We start from the raw sequence: 16,704 nt of genomic DNA on the forward strand, positions 1-16,704 counted from the left end.
AAGGGAGACCCCGTGAAGGTTGGCTGCATCGGACTCGGCGACATCGCGCAGAAGGCCTACCTTCCCGTCCTCGGCACCCTCCCCGGAGTCGAACTGCACCTCCAGACCCGCACCCCGGCGACCCTGGAGCGGGTCGCCGACACCCTGCACCTGCCCGCCGAGCGGCGCCACGCCGACCTCGACTCGCTGATCTCCGCCGGGCTCGACGCGGCCTTCGTCCACGCCTCCACCGCCGCCCACGCCGAGATCGCCGCCCGGCTCCTGGAAGCCGGCGTCCCCACGTACGTCGACAAGCCCCTCGCGTACGAGTACGCCGACTCCGAGCGGATCGTGGAGCTCGCCGAGAAGCGCTCGGTCAGCCTCGCCGTCGGCTTCAACCGGCGCCTCGCCCCCAGCTACGCCCAGTGCTTCGACCACCCGCGCGAGCTGATCCTCCTCCAGAAGAACCGCATCGGCCTGCCCGAGGACCCCCGCACCTTCGTCCTCGACGACTTCATCCACGTCGTCGACACCCTGCGCTTCCTGGTGCCCGGCGAGGTCGAGCACATCGACGTGCGGGCCCGGATCCGCGAAGGGCTCATGCACCACGTGGTGCTCCAGCTCTCCGGAGACGGCTTCACCGCCATCGGCATGATGAACCGGATGAACGGCTCCACCGAGGAGGTCCTGGAGGTGTCCGGGCAGGACACCAAGCGCCAGGTCCTCAACCTCGCCGAGGTCGTCGACCACAAGGGGCAGCCGACCGTGCGCCGGCGCGGCGACTGGGTGCCCGTCGCCCGGCAGCGCGGCATCGAGCAGGCGACCCTCGCCTTCCTCGACTCGGTACGGCAGGGCCGGGTGCTCAGCGCCCGCGACGCCCTGCTCACCCACGAGCTGTGCGAGCGCGTCGTCCGCGAAGCGCTGGCCCAGTCGTCCTGAGCGCGCCCGCGCCCTCGGCGGCGCACACCGCGCCGACCACCGCGAGCGCCCCGTACAAGGGCCAGTCGCCCCACCGGACATAGGCCGTCGTCGTCCCCGAGAGCGGCAGCTCGCGCACGACGGCGGCGCTCGCGTCCGTGCCGAGCACCGGCCCGATCCGGCGGCCGTCGGGACCGTACGCGGCACTGATCCCGGTGAGCGTCGCGTGCACGACGGGCCGGCCCGTCTCGGCCGCGCGCAGGGCCGCGAGCGAGGCGTGCTGGGCGGGCGCCCAGCTGTCCTGGAAGGTACTGGTCGACGACTGCACGACCAGGAGATCGGCCCCGTCGCGGGCGAGCCGCCGGCTCATGTCGGGGAACGCGGACTCGAAGCAGATCAGCGGACCGACCCGGAGCGGGGACGCGCCGGCCGCACGGGCGGGCAGCGTCATCACCACCGGCTCGGTGCCGCGCCGCCGGTCCTCCTTCGCGGCGCGGCCGGCGGACGTCACCCAGCCCAGGAGCGGGCGCGCCGGGACGTACTCGCCGAACGGGACGAGCCGCATCTTGTCGTAGCGCTGCCCCGTGAGGCCCGCCGGGCCGACCAGGACGGCGCTCTTGTAGATGCCGGGACGGCCGGCGGCCCGCGCGTCCACGTTCACCAGGAGCGGCGCGCCCACCGCCCGCGACAGCGCGGCCAGCCGGGCCGCGAGCGCCGGGTCGCCCGTCGGATCGGCACCCACCCCGCTCTCGCCCCACACGACCAGGTCCAGCCGCTGCCCGGCGAGGGAACGGGTCAGCGCCTCGGCCCGCGCGAGGCGCGCCCCGGGCCCGCCGGGGCCGTCGAACACCCCCGGCTGCACGAGGCCCACCCGTACCGAGCCGCTCTCCCGGGGGGCCGGGACGCCCCAGGCGGCCGTCCCCGCCACCAGGGCGCAGGCCACGAGCCCCACCGCCCCGACGGAACGCCGCCCCGACGCCGCCACGAGCAGGGCCACGGCCGTGTTCACCGCCACCACGAGGAAACTCACCAGCCACACCCCGCCGACCGAGGCGAGCCGCAGCGCCGCCGGGACCTGCCACTGGCTCGCCCCCAGAAGCCCCCACGGTCCGCCGAGCCCCTCCCAGGAACGGGCCAGCTCGATCAGCAGCCAGCCCGAGGGCACCGCGAGCAGCGCCGCGCCCGCCCGCAGCGGCGAGGGGGTGCCGCCGAGCAGTCCCCTGACCAGCCACCCCCAGGGCAGCCACAGCAGACCGAGCAGCGCGGCCAGCGGAAGCAGGAAGACGTGCAGGCTCGGCAGCAGCCAGTGGTGCATCGCCAGCATGAAGCCGAGACCGCCGGACCAGCCGTCGAGACCGGCACGGCGGGCCCCCGGCGCCGTACGGATCAGCAGCAGCCACGGGACGAGCGCCAGGTAGGCCCACCACCAGAGCCCGGGAGCCGGGAAGGCGAGCACGGGCAGGGCGCCGCAGCAGGCGGCGAGCAGGGAGCGCGCGGCCCCGTGCCCGGCACGCCGGGGAGCGGGGGAGCGGTCGGCCCGGCCTCCACGGCGGCGGATCACGAACGGACCACGCATGACGTGCCTCCCGTCGATGCCTCAAGTGTCCGCGACGCCTCGGCGTCCGGGGCCGGGTCAGCCGTGACGGCGCCAGCGTTCGTCGACGACGACCGAGGTCAGCCGCCAGCCGTCGGCGGTGCGGAGGGCCGCGAAGGCGTAGCGCCCGCCGCAGACGAAGTCCTCGCCGGAGGCGAACCGCATCGGGTTCACGTAGTCGGCGGCGACGTCCGCCCGGTCCCCGGTCTCCGGATAGCCGCCCGGCTCCGTGAACCGCACCCGCCGGTTCACGATGAGGTGCTGGCGTACGGGAAAGAGGGGCAGCGTCCCGGCCAGCCACTCGGCGACCTCCGCCGCCGGCCCCTCGATCCCGCCCGAGCCCCGGTAGTCGGCCCTGCCGTCCGGGGCGAACAGGCCCCGGTAGGCGTTCCAGTCGCCCTCGTCCACGGCCGCCGCGTAGCCGGTGACCAGGTCGTCGAGGGCGAAGCGGTCCATCACGGTCGCGAGGTCCACGCGCTGCGTCATCGGCTCAGTGTCGGGCAGCGGAGGCCAGGGGCCAAGAGGTCGGAACGAGGCCGGTCATACTGGCGGCCATGCGCGTGAACATCGATCCCGAACTGACCGACCGCACCTCCTTCTACCGGCTGCTGACCGCCACGGTCGTGCCCCGGCCCATCGCCTGGGTGTCCACGGCCTCGGCGGACGGGACGGACAACCTCGCCCCGCACTCCTTCTTCACCATCTCCTCGGTCGCGCCGCCGGTCGTGCAGTTCACCTCGGTCGGGCGCAAGGACACGCTGCGCAACGTGGAGGAGACCGGGGAGTTCGTGGTGAACCTCGCCCCCGAGGGGCTCTTCGAGCGGATCAACGCCACGGCCACGGACTTCCCGCGCGGGGTGAGCGAGTTCGACGCGTGCGGCATCGAGCGGGAGCCGAGCCTGCGGGTGAAGCCGCCGCGGGTCGCCCAGTCGCCGGTGGCCCTGGAGTGCGAGCTGCACAGCACGCTGCGGATCGGCGACTCGACGGTCGTCTTCGGCCGGGTCGTGCACGCGGCGGTCGACGAGTCCGTCATGATCGGCGGCCACCCCGAGATGACCCTGATGCGCCCCCTGACGCGACTCGGCAAGAACGAATGGGGCACCCTGGGCGGCATCGAGGAGATCGCCAGGGTGCCCTACCGGGGCTGAGGGCCTCAGCCCGCGCGGACCTCCCCTGCTCGCATCGTTTCCGCATCGTCCGGACCTCGTAGGGTGGGTGACATGTCCGATACGGCTCACGGGATCACGACCGGTGCCGTGGCACGGCGTCTGGGCGTCTCTCCCACCACGGTGCGTTCCTGGGACCAGCGGTACGGCATCGGCCCGGCCGTACGCGCGGACGGACGGCACAGGCGGTGGAGCCCGGCGGACATCGCGATGCTCGACGAGATGTGCCGTCTCACGGCCTCGGGCGTCCCGCCCGCCGAGGCCGCGAGGGCCGCCCGGCAGGCGCGGACCTCGGCGGAGCCGACCGTTCCCGACGCCCCCGTGGCCCCCGTGGCCCCCGTGGCCCCCGGGAGGGCCCGCCGGCCCGGACCCGGCAGCGGCCTGCCGCTGGGCGACGTACGGCAGGAGGCCCGCGGGCTCGCCCGCGCCGCCGTACGCCTCGACGGCCCCGCCATGGAAGGGCTGCTCCAGGAGGCGCTGGCCGAGCACGGCCTGGTCACCGCGTGGCAGGAGGTCATGGTCCCGACGCTGCACGCCGTGGGCCGCAAGTGGGCGTCGTCCGAAGACCGCTACGTCGAGGTGGAGCACCTGCTCTCCTGGCACATCTCCACCGCGCTGCGGCGGGCCGCCGTGACCGGCCCGGCGACGGCGTCCCCGGCCGCTCCGGTCGTGCTGGCGTGCGTCCCCGGGGAGCAGCACTCGCTGCCCCTGGAGGCACTCGCGGCGGGACTGGCCGAGCGGGGCCTGCCGACCAGGATGTTCGGCGCGGCGGTGCCCGCGGAGGCCCTCGACGCGGCGGTGCGACGTTCGGGTCCGGCCGCCGTCGCCCTCTGGTCCCAGGCGAGGTCCACCGCGAACCACGCCCTGGCCCGGCACGTCGCGGGGACGGCGTTCGGGGTACGGGGAGCACGCAGGGCCCCCGTGGTCCTGCTCGCGGGCCCCGGCTGGCTCGGCCGGCCCCCCGCCCCCGGCACGGTGCGTCCCACCGGGCTGCCCGAGGCGATCGACGTGATCTCCCGGCTGTACGGGGAACCGGCCGTGAGCGCGAAGGAGTGAGGCCGCCTCAAGGGCGGGGACGGGTCGCCCCTCGCCGCCGCTCGGGTCCGCTCACCCGCCGGTCGCGGCGGGGGCGAGACTGTGGCGCATCCGCTGGAGGCCGCGGCGGGCGTGGCTCTTGACCGTGCCGAGCGGCATGCCGGTGCGGTCGGCGATCTGCGTCTGGGTCAGGTCGGCGAAGTAGGCGAGCTCCAGGACGTCGCGCTGGACGCGGGGGAGCCGGGCCAGTTCCTCGGTGACGACGAGCCGGTCGATGATCCGCTCGGGGCCTTCGTGGGAGTCGCCGGTGTGCTCCAGGGCGGCGCCGAGGGCCGCGGTGAGTTCGGTGCGCCGGGTGCGGGCGGTCAGCGCGTCGGCGATCTTCCGGCGGGTGATGCCGGTGAGCCAGGCCGGCAGGGTTCCCCGGTCGGGACGGAAGTTCGCCCGGCCCCGCCAGGCGGCGACGAACACCTGCTGGGTGACGTCCTCCGCCTCGCGGTGGTCGCCCAGGGCACGGGCCGCGAGCGTGTGCACGAGTCGTCCCCAGCGCTGGTAGGCCGCGTCCAGGCAGCGCTCGTCCCCCTGGACCAGCCCTCGGGCGATCCGGTCGTCCTCGGCCGCCGTGTCGCGCCTCGCGCGGTGGGCACGGGGCTCCGTCGAGGTGGCGAGGCGGCCGGTCGTCCGGTGCGCGGTCATGACGGTTCCTCCTCCGGGCGGCGGCGCGGGCGACCACCGGGACGTACGACCGCCGGTCTCGGAGCGGCGGTACGGCGGAACCTCGTCGATTCCGTGTCCTCACGTTCCGGCGAGAGCCCCCCGCCCTTCAACTCGCATCGTTTCCGCATCGAAATGCGAGCGATGCGCATCGATCCGCCCGTCCGCGCCAGGAGACGCGGCTCCGCTCAGGAGGTCCCCCGGCCCCGGCGGAAGCGCTCCAGCCCCTCGGAGAGCCCGATCAGCGGGTCCGGGTAGTCGTAGGCGGCCCGATCCAGGCCGGAGAGGCGCCAGGGCTCGTGGACGGTCGGCGCGCCGAGGCCGGCGAGCTCCGGCACCCAGCGCCGGACGTAGACGCCGTCCGGGTCGTACCGCTTGCCCTGGAGCACGGGGTTGAGGACGCGGTTGGGGCGGCTGTCCGTCCCCGTGCCGGCCATCCACTGCCAGTTGAGCTGATTGTTCGCCACGTCGCCGTCCACCAGCAGATCGAGGAAGTGGCGGGCGCCCTCCCGCCAGTCGATGTACAGCGTCTTGGTGAGGAAGGACGCGGTGAGCAGCCGGCCGCGGTTGTGCATCCAGCCCTCGTGGGCGAGCTGCCGCATCGCGGCGTCGACGACGGGATAGCCGGTCCGCCCCTCGCGCCACGCCGCCAGGTCCGCCTCGGCCCCGGCGCCCCGGCGCCAGCGGTCGTGACGAGGACGGTAGTCCGCGCCCGCCGCCCGGGGCCGGGCGGCGAGCACCTGGCGGTGGAAGTCGCGCCAGCACAGCTGGCGCACGAAGGCCTCCGCTCCGGCACCGCCGCGCTTCCTGGCCCGGTGCACGGCCTCCAGGGCGGAGACGGCCCCGAAGTGGAGGTACGGCGAGAGACGTGACGTGGCGTCCCCCGCCAGGTCGTCGTGGCGCTGCTCGTACGCGTCACCGTGCGCCGTCAGCCAGGAGGCGAGCCGCTTGCGGCCCTCGCTCTCCCCTCCCGCGGCGAGCCCCGGCGACACGCCGGCGATTCCGGAGCGCCCGGGCATCCGCTCCGACCGCACCCCCGTCGGCACGCGCACCTCCCTCGGGGCGGACAGCGGTGCGCGCAGGGGCTCGCCCGCCCAGCGCCGGTAGTACGGCGTGAAGACCGCGAAGTGGTCCGAGCCCTGCGGGGTGACGTCACCGGGCGGCACGACGTCCACCACGCCGTCGTGCACGTACAGCCGGCAGCCGTCCTCCTCCAGCACCTTGCGCAGGTGCTCCTCCCTCGCCCGGGCGAAGGCCGTCACACCGCCGGCCAGGTGGACCTCGTCGGCCTCGGTCTGCCGCACCAGCGCCCTCACCTCGGACACCGTGTCGCCCTTCCGCACCACGAGTCGGCCGCCCCGCTCCCTCAGCGCCCGGTCGAGGTCCACCAGACAGTCCGCGAGGAAGGCCAGCCGGTTGGCGGCCGCGAAGCCCGCCCGGTCCACGGCCGGATCACGCACGAACAGCGGCACCACCTCCTGCGCCCCGTCGAGCGCGGCCCTCAGCGGCGGGTGATCGTGCACCCGGAGGTCGGAGGTGTACAGAACGACGGCGACGGTCATCGCGTCCTCCCTGCTCGGCCGCCGGTCGCGAGCGCGCCGTCGGCGTATGGATTTCCCATTCCCACCTCCGCGGTTCGGCGCTGCCCCGCCTGCCGGATGCGCGCGGGGGCGGCCGCCTTCTCCGGGCCGGAGGACACCGGTGGCCCCGCGTCCCGGGCAGGGGCCGTGCCGCATGGGCGCGCCGCGTGGCGGGTAAGGGGGACAAGAGGCGGTTCCCGTGTCCCTGGTGCTGATCGACAGGCTGCGTGGAAGGGCCGGGGAAGCGCTGCTGCTGCGAGTGGCCGGACCCACGGCCCATCGGAAGCGTGCCCGGATCCACGACACACCGGGTCCGCGCTGGTTCGCCCCGGACCGGCCGATCCGGGTCGTGCACGCGGACGCCTCGATGTACGTCGGAGGGCTCGCGGCGCTCCTCCTGCAGTCCCTCCATCCGGTCGCCATGGCCGCCGTATGGGCGCACTCGGGGTTCCGCGGTGACCCCTGGGGGCGCCTCCAGCGCACCAGCACCTTCCTGGCGGAGACGACGTTCGGGCCGGTGGAGGACGCCGAGCGGGCGGTCGCGCGGGTGCGCGGGGTGCACGCCCGGGTCACCGGGACGACGTCCGGCGGGGTGCCCTACCGGGCCTCGGATCCGGAACTGCTCGCCTGGGTGCACATCGCCGAGGCCTTCTGCTTCCTGCGGGCGTACCAGGAGTACGGCCGGGCCCCGCTCACCGAGGCCCGGCGGGACGCCTACGTCGAGGACATGGCGTCGGTCGCCCGCCGGCTGGGCGTCCCCCGGCCGCCCCTGACCGAGGCCGCTCTCGTCGAGGCGCTGGACCGGCGGCGCCCCGAGCTGGCGGCCACGGAGGAGTCGGCGGCCACGGCCCACTACCTGCTGGCCGCGCCGCCGCTGCCGTGGCCGGTGCGCGTTCCCTACGCCCTCCTCGCGGCCGCCGCGGTGGACCTCCTGCCCTCCTGGGCCAGGGAGTTCCTCACCCTGCCGGTGAGCATCCGGCTGCTCCTGCCCTTCGCGCGGCGGGGCGGCCTCGTCGTCACCGCGCTGATCCGCTGGGTGATGCCCCGCCCGCCCGCCCGGACGGCCACGAGCGCCCCGGGTCAGGGCCGGTGACGGAGCGAGCCCGGCCACCAGACCGCGGGGCCGATGTCCCGGACGAGGGCCGGCACCAGGAGCGAGCGGACCACCAGGGTGTCGAGCAGGACGCCGAAGGCCACGATGAACGCGATCTGGACCAGGAACGCCAGCGGGATGACCCCCAGCGCGGCGAAGGTGGCGGCGAGGACGACACCCGCCGAGGTGATGACGCCTCCCGTGGCGACCAGTCCCCGGCGCACGCCCTCGCGCGTCCCGTGCAGCGCCGTCTCCTCGCGCACCCGTGACATGAGGAAGATGTTGTAGTCGACGCCGAGGGCGACCAGGAAGACGAAGCCGTACAGGGGGACGGCGGCGTCGGTGCCGGTGAATCCGAGGACGTGCTCGAAGACGAGGGCGGAGACGCCCAGCGTGGCCAGGAAGTTGAGGCCGACCGTCGCCACCAGGAGCACGGGCAGCAGCAGGGAGCGCAGCAGGCCGACCAGGATCACCAGGATGATCGCCAGCACGACCGGGACGATGAGCCTCCTGTCCTGTGCGGCGGTGACCTGGGTGTCGTACCGCTGGGCGGTGAAGCCGCCGACGAGGGCGTCGGCGCCGGGCACCGCGTGCAGGGCGCCGCGCAGATCGGCGACGGCGCGCTCGGCGGCATCGGAGTCCGCGGCGTCCGCGAGGGTGACGTCGATCCGTACGCGCCCGTCGGCGACGAGCGTCCGTCGGGTGCCGGGGACGGTGAAGAGGGTCGCGGAGTCGACTCCGTCGACGGCCTTCGCGGCGGCCCTGACCGTCTCCGCCGCGTCGGCGTCGGCGATGACGACGGCGGGGTTGCCGGCGCCGCCGGGGAAGTGCTCGCCCAGGCGCTGCTGGGCGGCGACGGAGGGGGCGTCCTTGACGAAGATCTCGTCGAGCGGGACGCCCCGGGAGTCGAGGGTGAAGGAGAAGGCGGCGCAGGCGAGCAGCGCCGCGAGGGAACCGGCCCAGACCTTGCGCGGTGTGCGGTCGACCAGCGCCGCGACCCTGCGCCAGGCGGGGTGCGCGTCGTCCCCGACGGTCGCCCGGGGGCGGGCCGGCCAGTAGGCGGCCCGTCCGAGGAGGACCAGGGCGGCGGGGAGGAACGTCACCGCGCTGAGGACGGCGCAGCCGATGCCGATGGCGCCGACGGGGCCGAGCGCCCGGTTGTTGGTGAGGTCGCTGAGGAGCAGGGCGAGCAGACCGAGCGCGACCGTGGCGGCGCTGGCCAGGATCGGGCCGAACGACTGCTTCAGGGCGGCCCGCATGGCAGGCACCCGGTCGCCGTCCCGTGCGCCGAGCTCCTCCCGGTAGCGGGCGGCCAGCAGCAGGGCGTAGTCGGTGGCCGCGCCGATGACCAGGATGGACAGGATGCCCTGCACCTGGCCGTCGACCCGCACGACGTCGTGGTCGGCGAGCACGTAGACGAGGGCGCAGGCCAGACCGAGGGCGAAGACGGCACCGATGATGATCACCAGCGGGAGCAGGACGCTCCGGTGGACCAGGAGCAGGATCACCAGGACGGTCACCAGGGCGACGACGAGAAGGAGACCGTCGATGCCCGCGAAGGCGTCCCGGAGGTCCGCCTGGGAGGCGGCCGGGCCACCCAGCCACACCTCGGTCCCCGGCACGGCGGAGACCGCCGCCTCGACCCGGTCCAGCGTGGCGGGCAGCCGGTCGCCGAGGTCGGGGCGGAGCTGGACGATTCCCCGCAGGGCCTCCCCGTCCTCGGCGGGGAAGGCCGGCGACGGCGCGCCGACCACCCCTTCGGCGCCCTTCAGGGAGGCCAGCACCCGGGTGGCGTCCGCCGTTGCGGAAGGACCGAGGGCTCCTCCGCCGCTCTCGGCGGTCCAGACGACCAGGACCGGCAGGGTCTCCTCCTGACGGAACGCCTCCTGGGCCCGGAGGACCTGGGTCGACTCCGCGCTGCGGGGCAGGAAGGCGGCCTGGTCGTTGGTCGCCACTTCTCCGAGCCTGCCCGCGTAGGGACCGAGCCCGCCTCCGACGGCGAGCCAGACGACGAGCACCAGCAGCGGCAGCAGTCCGCTCGCCCACCGCGAGGGTGTGGACACGGCAGGACCCCCAAGTCTCTCGACAATCAACAATCTCAATGATTGAAGCAAAATGAAGCACGGTCCGTCGCGAACCCCGCAACCGGGTGGCGTGACGGCGCCCGCACCTCACGCCTCGGTCATCCCTTCCGCGCACCCGCACGACATGGATGCACCGGCACCGCACCCGCGGCGCCGAGACCCGGGGTGCCGACCGCTCGTCAGCGGCGGGGAGCGCGCAGCTCGCCGAGTTCCTCGTTCAGCGCGTCCAGGTATCTCAGTACGACCGCGAGCTCGTCCTCGGTGAACCGGTCGTGCGCTCGGTCCGCCGCCTGCGCGAGCGGCATGAAGTGGGCCCGCGCCACGGCCCGGGCTCCCGGGACGTAGTGGATGCGGACCACCCGCCGGTCGTCGTCCGCCCTGCTGCGCCGGATGTGGCCGGCCTTCTCCAGACGGTCCAGGCAGGCGGTCACCGCGCCCGAGGTCAGGCCGAGATGCTCCCTCAGCAGCCCCGGAGTGGCCGTGTCGGGGTGGTCGAGCACGAACGAGAGCGCGTGGACATCGGTGGGATGCAGGCTCTCCGCGGAGGCGAAGCCGTGCACCAGACGGTTCACCTCACCGACCGTCCGGCGCAGGGCGACCGCGAAGGCCTGCAGATCGGCCCTGGTCCCGTTCTCCGTCACGCTCTTCCCCGCCTGCCCGTCGCCCACGGGGCAAGCCTATGCGGAAGCCTCCCCCGGGAACCCGCGATCAGTGGGCGTCACCCGCTTCCGGTCCGGTGGCGGAACGGAAGAGCGAAGCCTCTTCGATGCGACCGCCGTGGCCGAGCAGACCGGTCTGCTCGAAAGCGGACTCGCCCATGAGGCGCGGCAGTTCACGACGCGACAGGAGGTCGACGGCGAGGGGGAAGACCGGGCGCCCGGCCTGGGCGAGCCGGAGCCACGGGGGCGCGTAGACGGAAGAGGAGCGGCGCTCGACCCCTCGGCCGATCCAGGCCGCGACACGGTCCACCGGGTAGACCCGGCGCGCGGGTGCGGGCATGTGTCCGCGCAGTTCCCGGAGGACCGTGTGGCGGTCGACGTCGCGGATCATGTCGGTGTCCGTCCAGTGCAGGTAGGCCACGCCCACGGCGACGCCCACGTGGGCCACTTCGGCGCGGAGGGAACGCGCGAAGGCCTCGGCCCCGGCTTTGGAGGCGCAGTAGGCGCTCATCATGGGGGCCGCGCCGAAGGCGGCGGTCGAGGCGATCTGCAGGAAGTAGCCCCGCGTGGCCCGCAGTCCCGGCAGGAAGGAACGCGCGGTCGCGGCGCTTCCGACGAGATTGACCTCGATGACCCGGCGCCAGGTGTCCGGATCGGAGGTCTCGAAGGGGCCGCCTTCGGCCACGCCGGCGTTGGCGATGACGACCGACGGGGCGCCGAGGCGCCGGGTCACCTCGTCCGCGGCCCGGCGCAGAGCGGCGTCGTCGGTGACGTCCACCTCGACGACGTGGCTCCGCGCCCGGAGGGTCGTGGCGACCGCCTCCAGGGTGGCGGCCTCCCGGCCGAGCAGGGCCACGTCCATCCCCCGGTCGGCGAGTCGGCGGGCAAGGCCCGCTCCCAGGCCTCGGGCGGCGCCCGTGACGACCGCGGTACGTCCCTGCAGGTCCCATGAACGGCTCATCGCCGCGGCCTCCTCGTGTCGGTGTGTGCGGAGCGGGCCTTCCACGGCACCCGGACGCACGCGGAGGTGATCACTGCCCGTCCCGCCGCCCGCTCTCCGCCTCGGCGGTCCGGGCGATGTTCCGGGCCATGCCGCCGAAGACCACGGCGTGGAACGGGGAGACGCTCCACCAGTACGCCTGGCCCGCGAGGCCCTTCGGATGGAAGATCGCCCGCTGCCGGTAGGACGTACGGCCCGCTTCGTCCCGTTCGACGATCATCTCCAGCCATGCGAGGCCGGGCAGGCGCATCTCGGCCCGGAGACGGAGCAGCCGTCCGCGGCCGATCTCCTCCACGCGCCAGAAGTCCAGGGCGTCGCCGACCCGGAGACGCGTCGCGTCCCTGCGGCCGCGCCGCAGTCCCACTCCGCCGACGAGTCGGTCGGCCCAGCCCCGGACGGCCCAGGCCAGCGGGAAGGAGTACCAGCCGTTCTCCCCTCCCACGCCTTCGACGACCCTCCACAGCGCGTTCGGGTCGGCGTCGACGGCGCGTGACCGTTCGTCCGTGTAGAGGCTGCCGCCCGCCCAGCCCGGGTCGGTCGGCAGCGGGTCGCTCGGCGCGCCGGGCGGCGAGGCGGAGGACCAGCGGGTCGTGACCTGGGCGTCCTGCACCCGGCGGAGGGCGAGACGGAGGGAGTCCTCGAAGGGGATGGGCCGCCCGGGTCCGTCGGGAACGTACCGGGCGATGTCGTGCTCGTCGCACACCACCTCGTGCCGGAGCGACTCGGTGAGGGGCTTGGCCAGGGAGGCCGGCACCGGTGTGACGAGACCGATCCAGTGGCTCGACAGCCGCGGGGTGAGGACGGGCACGGGGACGATGAGGCGCCTGCGGAGGCCGGCGATCTCGGCGTACCGCACCATCATCTCCCGGTAGCTGAGCACGTCGGGTCCGCCGATGTCGAAGGTCCGGTTGACGTCGGAGGGCATGTCGGCGCTCCCCACCAGATACCGCAGGACGTCGCGTACGGCGATGGGCTGGACCCTGCTGCCGACCCAGCTGGGCGTGACCATGACGGGCAGCCGTTCCGTCAGGTACCGCAGCATCTCGAAGGAGGCCGATCCGGAGCCGATGACGACGGCGGCCCGCAGCACTGTGGTGGGGACGCCCGAGCCCAGGAGGATGCGACCCACCTCGGCGCGGGAGCGCAGGTGCGGCGAGAGCTCGCCCTCCGGCACTCCGCGCGGGGTGAGGCCGCCCAGGTAGACGATCCGTCGCACCCCGGCGGAACGGGCCTCCGCGGCGAAGACACGGGCGGCCCGGCGGTCCTTGTCCTCGAACTCCGCCGTCGAGCTCATGGAGTGGACGAGGTAGTAGGCGACGTCGACGCCGTCGAGCGCCCTGCGGAGGCTCACGGCGTCGGTGACGTCACCGCGCACCGCCTCCACCCGGTCCACCCAGGGGAAGTCACGGAGCTTGTCCGGATGCCGGGCGAGGCAGCGCACGCGGTGACCGCCGTCGAGGAGCTCCGGCACCAGGCGGCCCCCGACGTAGCCGGTCGCGCCGGTGACCAGGCAGCGGGCGCCTCCGGCCGGGCTGGGAGTGTTCATGCGCTGATCCGTTTCGCCGATCGCCTTGGCGTACACGTCCTACGCCGGTTCTTCGCCTCGGCGGGTGCTTACGGATGCGGCCGTGCCCCCGGCGTCGAACGAGCGGGCCTCCCGCTTCGGCCCCGGGTCACAGCCGGGCGGGACGGACGGGCGCTCGCGCGATCAGTTCGGGGCGGGGGCCCTGGTGGGGTCGGTCGTGGCCGGCACGGCCTGCTGGTAGAAGATGTCGATGTCCACCTCTTCGCCGCCGACCATCAGGGTGTCCCAGGCTCCGCTCTCCCACAGGGTCCGCAGGGTGGAGGAGCCGAGCGTTTCCAGGTGGTTCCGGAGGGTCGCGTCGTCGGGCATGCCGGGAACGCGCGGTGCCAGCCGGTCGCGGATTCCCCGCAGCCGTTCCATGAGCGCGTCGATGTCCGCGTCCCGCTCCAGGTCCTTCCCCTCCGACTCCTCGATGCTCTGGGCGATCTTCTCCTTGATCGCGCGGCTGACGCCGTTCTCGTCGGTGGTGATCATCGTGTTCCAGGCGCGGCTCTTGTGCCGGTACTGGAGCATGGACATGGCCGCTTCGTGCCGGGCGAAGTCGGCGTCCCGGAACGCCCGGCCGGTCCAGCCGCCGTTGAGGGACCGGGCCAGGGAGATGGCCGAGCCCAGACCGCTGTTGAGCCCGCGGCCGGGCCAGAAGTGGATCGCGTTGGCGGCGTCGCCGAGGAGGAAGCCGTAGGTCCCCGGGGTGGTCGACGTGGCCGGGAACAGCCGGGTGGTGAACCGTGGCCGCTGCACCATGTCGAGCCGGAAGGCCGTGACGGCGCTCAGGTCCCGCTCGGCGACGCCGAACAGCGCCAGCCCCTCCTTCACCCGCTTCCACAGGGCCGAACCCCTGACCATGGCGGGCAGGAAGAGCGTGCTGTGCGTCGAGCACTGGAAGTCGCCGTGGTCGTCCCGTCCCATGACGCACGGGCGTGAGGCGATGCATTCCTCGAAGACGTGCCGGACCGGGTCGATTCCGACCACTTCGGTGGCCTCGGCGTCGGTGAGCCGCATGTTCAGGAAACCCTCGCCGCGCAGGGCGTTGAGGAGGAAGCGGTTCTGGGCCACGGTCAACAGGACCGTCATGGGGTCCGTCAGGGTCGATCTGACGCGCAGGCCCAGGACCACATCCTGAATGTGCTGCCCGGAGAGCGAGTAGACGGACTTGTCGGCGTTGCCGAACTTGTCGGTGAAATGCTCGCGCGTCCGGGAGCGACTCCCCTCGCAGACGGCGAGTACATGCCCCCGGGGCTCCGCCCCGTGATACTCGGCCGGGTCGAAGACTTCGGGAACCAGCCGGATCCGCTCCGCCTTCTCGTTGGCCAATTCGAGGAGGGTGTCCTCGATGTAGGCGATCCGGAGGTTCCTCGGTTTGTGGCCACGGAGCGAATCGGGGCCGACCGGCCACATTTCGGAGAACGCGTCGCCGCGGAAAAGCCGGGCCTGCACCTCCTCGGGAAGGTTCAGGTACTGGCGGCTCTGCACCGTGACGACCTGCTGCCGGCGCACATTGCCCTGCCCCTCGCTCTTCCAGACGACCTTCGTCCCGTCCCGCACCCACCGGCCGTCGTACACGGTGATCGCCACGCGGGGGCCCATGAGGCTCTCCAGGAGGAGGGCGAAGCTCAGACCGACGGGGCCGCCGCCGGTCACCGTGACGTTCAGGACCGGCCCCGCCGCGAGGGTGGCCTCGGACGGAGTGACCGGCCCGAGCACGGAGAGGTCGAGGATGGTCTCCATCGCGTCGGCGGCTTCGAAGCGGAACGTCTCGGTGCCGATCTCGATGAGATCTCCGGGCTGCAGTTCGTGCGAGGTGACACGCGTCCCGTTGACGCGTGTTCCATTGCTGCTGCCGCTGTCGTAGAGGATGAATCCGTGGCGTTCGCGACGCACCTCGGCGTGAAAGCGCGAGACGTTCCCCACCGTTATCACCACGCTGTTGTCGACGTTGCGACCCAGGGTGAGAGGTGTGGCGCCGATCGGAAACTGCTGTCCCGCCAGAGAGCCCTGATGGCCGACGAGCCGAGGAGGCATGGGTCACCCAATTCCATGAGTCACGGATCCGATGACGAAATCGCGAAACCGGCCACCCGGACGAACAGCACCCCCTGCGTCACACACGGCGAGCGGACCGGAACGCAGGGCTATGGTATTCGCGCCACGAGGCGGATGAGAAGGCGTGCGGACCCATTGGTCATCACACGGTGACCATTTGGTGAAGACGGGGGAGTGGAGTTCCGACGGGGACGGCTGGGGCCGATGTGCAGAAGCTCTGCTGCCGCTCGGCGGCGAAGACCGGCCCGCGGCCGCGTCGGCCGCCTTCGGTCTCCGACGCAGAAGGCCTCCGACGCGGAAGGGCCCGCACGGCTGTGACCGTGCGGGCCCTTCCGCGTCGCCTCGTCAGCCGGCGGACTCGCCCGCGTGCGGGCTGAGGACTCCCGCGCCGACCAGGACGAGCAGCAGGATGCCGAGCAGGATCCGGTAGATCACGAACGGCATGAAGGACTTCGTGGTGATGAACTTCATGAACCAGGCGATCACCGCGTAGCCGACGGCGAAGGCGACGATCGTGGCGAAGATGGTCGGTCCCCAGGAGACGCTGCCGTCCGCGGCCGCGTCCTTCAGTTCCATTCCACCGGAGGCGAGCACCGCCGGAATGGCGAGCAGGAAGGAGTAGCGGGCGGCGGCCTCGCGGGTGTAGCCCATGAGCAGACCGCCGGAGATGGTCGCGCCGGACCGGGAGACACCGGGGATGAGGGCCATCGCCTGGCAGACGCCGTAGATCAGGCCGTCCCGCACGCCGAGGTCCTTGAGGGTCTTGCGCTCGCGCGCGGCCCGGTGCCGGCCGCCTATCTCGTCGCGGGCGGCGAGCCGGTCGGCGACGCCGAGGACGATGCCCATGACGATCAGCGTCACGGCGGTGAGCCGCAGATCACGGAACGGGCCCTCGATCTGGTCCTTGAGCGTGACGCCCAGGACACCGATCGGGATCGAGCCGACGATCACCAGCCAGCCCATCTGGGCGTCGTGGTCGGAGCGCATCGCCTTGTTCGTGAGCGAGCGGAACCAGGCCGAGACGATCCGGGCGATGTCCTTGCGGAAGAAGATCAGGACTGCGGTCTCCGTGCCGATCTGCGTGATCGCGGTGAAGGCCGCACCCGGATCCTCCCAGCCGGCGAAGGCCGCGGTGAGACGGAGGTGCGCGCTGGAGGAGATGGGAAGGAACTCCGTCAGCCCCTGGACGAGTCCGAGGATGAACGATTCGAACCAACTCATGGGGCTAGGGCCGTCCCGTTTGTACGTGTGCGG

Annotated in this window: 14 protein-coding genes; 4 read left to right on the forward strand and 10 right to left on the reverse strand. The window is 73.4% G+C overall.

From position 1 onward, the window contains the following. Positions 1-12 precede the first annotated feature (12 nt). Entirely contained in the window at positions 13-918 is a 906-nt protein-coding gene (locus ACFYUS_RS12625; protein ID WP_388849380.1) for a Gfo/Idh/MocA family protein, read from the forward strand. Here the strand turns inward: ACFYUS_RS12625 and lnt are convergent. Both lnt and ACFYUS_RS12635 read right to left on the reverse strand, forming a co-directional pair. Next, entirely contained in the window at positions 863-2,473 is a 1,611-nt protein-coding gene (gene lnt, locus ACFYUS_RS12630; protein WP_388849383.1) for an apolipoprotein N-acyltransferase, read from the reverse strand. The genes ACFYUS_RS12625 and lnt overlap by 56 nt on opposite strands. Before the next feature lie 57 nt (positions 2,474-2,530). After that, positions 2,531-2,977, reverse strand: a complete 447-nt coding sequence (locus ACFYUS_RS12635; protein WP_388849386.1) for a nuclear transport factor 2 family protein — start codon at positions 2,975-2,977, stop codon at positions 2,531-2,533. Between the two features lie 68 nt (positions 2,978-3,045). On the opposite strand from ACFYUS_RS12635, the gene ACFYUS_RS12640 reads away from it, so the two are divergent. Together ACFYUS_RS12640 and ACFYUS_RS12645 are read left to right on the forward strand one after the other, a co-directional pair. Further along, entirely contained in the window at positions 3,046-3,639 is a 594-nt protein-coding gene (locus ACFYUS_RS12640) for a flavin reductase family protein (RefSeq protein ID WP_388849389.1), read from the forward strand. A 72-nt stretch (positions 3,640-3,711) separates the two neighbouring features. Then, positions 3,712-4,713, forward strand: coding sequence for a MerR family transcriptional regulator (locus ACFYUS_RS12645; RefSeq protein ID WP_388849392.1), 1,002 nt, complete (start codon positions 3,712-3,714; stop codon positions 4,711-4,713). A 51-nt stretch (positions 4,714-4,764) separates the two neighbouring features. Here the strand turns inward: ACFYUS_RS12645 and ACFYUS_RS12650 are convergent, their stop codons facing one another. Further along, positions 4,765-5,388: a sigma-70 family RNA polymerase sigma factor gene (locus ACFYUS_RS12650; RefSeq protein ID WP_388849395.1), complete on the reverse strand. Its 624-nt coding sequence runs from the start codon at positions 5,386-5,388 to the stop codon at positions 4,765-4,767. Between the two features lie 206 nt (positions 5,389-5,594). Then, complete coding sequence (locus ACFYUS_RS12655; protein WP_388849399.1) at positions 5,595-6,968, reverse strand: cryptochrome/photolyase family protein; 1,374 nt, start codon at positions 6,966-6,968, stop codon at positions 5,595-5,597. A gap of 217 nt (positions 6,969-7,185) precedes the next feature. Here ACFYUS_RS12655 and ACFYUS_RS12660 point away from each other — a divergent pair, with 217 nt between their 5' ends. Continuing rightward, positions 7,186-8,079: an oxygenase MpaB family protein gene (locus ACFYUS_RS12660; RefSeq protein WP_388849402.1), complete on the forward strand. Its 894-nt coding sequence runs from the start codon at positions 7,186-7,188 to the stop codon at positions 8,077-8,079. Here the strand turns inward: ACFYUS_RS12660 and ACFYUS_RS12665 are convergent. The 6 genes from ACFYUS_RS12665 to ACFYUS_RS12690 form a co-directional block, all read right to left on the reverse strand. Continuing rightward, positions 8,067-10,142 (reverse strand): MMPL family transporter, encoded by a 2,076-nt coding sequence (locus ACFYUS_RS12665; protein WP_388849405.1) that lies wholly within the window; start codon positions 10,140-10,142, stop codon positions 8,067-8,069. The two genes, ACFYUS_RS12660 and ACFYUS_RS12665, sit on opposite strands and share 13 nt — an antisense overlap. A gap of 200 nt (positions 10,143-10,342) precedes the next feature. Continuing rightward, the gene (locus ACFYUS_RS12670) at positions 10,343-10,831 is read right to left on the reverse strand and encodes a MarR family winged helix-turn-helix transcriptional regulator (protein WP_388849408.1); all 489 of its coding nucleotides are present in this window, start codon (positions 10,829-10,831) and stop codon (positions 10,343-10,345) included. A 40-nt stretch (positions 10,832-10,871) separates the two neighbouring features. Next, positions 10,872-11,783 (reverse strand): SDR family oxidoreductase, encoded by a 912-nt coding sequence (locus tag ACFYUS_RS12675; RefSeq protein ID WP_388849411.1) that lies wholly within the window; start codon positions 11,781-11,783, stop codon positions 10,872-10,874. A gap of 70 nt (positions 11,784-11,853) precedes the next feature. Continuing rightward, on the reverse strand, positions 11,854-13,368 hold the full coding sequence (locus ACFYUS_RS12680; RefSeq protein WP_388849415.1) for an SDR family oxidoreductase: 1,515 nt from the start codon (positions 13,366-13,368) through the stop codon (positions 11,854-11,856). Between the two features lie 162 nt (positions 13,369-13,530). Next, positions 13,531-15,429 carry an FHA domain-containing protein gene (locus ACFYUS_RS12685; protein WP_388849418.1) on the reverse strand — a complete coding sequence of 633 codons (1,899 nt, stop codon included), beginning with the start codon at positions 15,427-15,429 and terminating at the stop codon, positions 13,531-13,533. A 366-nt stretch (positions 15,430-15,795) separates the two neighbouring features. Next, positions 15,796-16,671 carry an undecaprenyl-diphosphate phosphatase gene (locus ACFYUS_RS12690; RefSeq protein WP_388849421.1) on the reverse strand — a complete coding sequence of 292 codons (876 nt, stop codon included), beginning with the start codon at positions 16,669-16,671 and terminating at the stop codon, positions 15,796-15,798. Positions 16,672-16,704: the final 33 nt, after the last annotated feature.

Source organism: Streptomyces sp. NPDC004284 (genome assembly GCF_042874035.1).
In the GTDB taxonomy this organism is placed as follows: Bacteria; Actinomycetota; Actinomycetes; order Streptomycetales; family Streptomycetaceae; genus Streptomyces.

Coding starts and splice junctions, on each gene's coding strand:
- ACFYUS_RS12685 (WP_388849418.1), bottom strand. CDS start 15,429: ATGCCTCCTCGGCTCGTCGGCCATCAGGGCTCTCTGGCGGGACAGCAG.
- ACFYUS_RS12635 (WP_388849386.1), bottom strand. CDS start 2,977: ATGACGCAGCGCGTGGACCTCGCGACCGTGATGGACCGCTTCGCCCTC.
- ACFYUS_RS12640 (WP_388849389.1), top strand. CDS start 3,046: ATGCGCGTGAACATCGATCCCGAACTGACCGACCGCACCTCCTTCTAC.
- ACFYUS_RS12645 (WP_388849392.1), top strand. CDS start 3,712: ATGTCCGATACGGCTCACGGGATCACGACCGGTGCCGTGGCACGGCGT.
- ACFYUS_RS12680 (WP_388849415.1), bottom strand. CDS start 13,368: ATGAACACTCCCAGCCCGGCCGGAGGCGCCCGCTGCCTGGTCACCGGC.
- ACFYUS_RS12650 (WP_388849395.1), bottom strand. CDS start 5,388: ATGACCGCGCACCGGACGACCGGCCGCCTCGCCACCTCGACGGAGCCC.
- ACFYUS_RS12675 (WP_388849411.1), bottom strand. CDS start 11,783: ATGAGCCGTTCATGGGACCTGCAGGGACGTACCGCGGTCGTCACGGGC.
- ACFYUS_RS12655 (WP_388849399.1), bottom strand. CDS start 6,968: ATGACCGTCGCCGTCGTTCTGTACACCTCCGACCTCCGGGTGCACGAT.
- lnt (WP_388849383.1), bottom strand. CDS start 2,473: ATGCGTGGTCCGTTCGTGATCCGCCGCCGTGGAGGCCGGGCCGACCGC.
- ACFYUS_RS12690 (WP_388849421.1), bottom strand. CDS start 16,671: ATGAGTTGGTTCGAATCGTTCATCCTCGGACTCGTCCAGGGGCTGACG.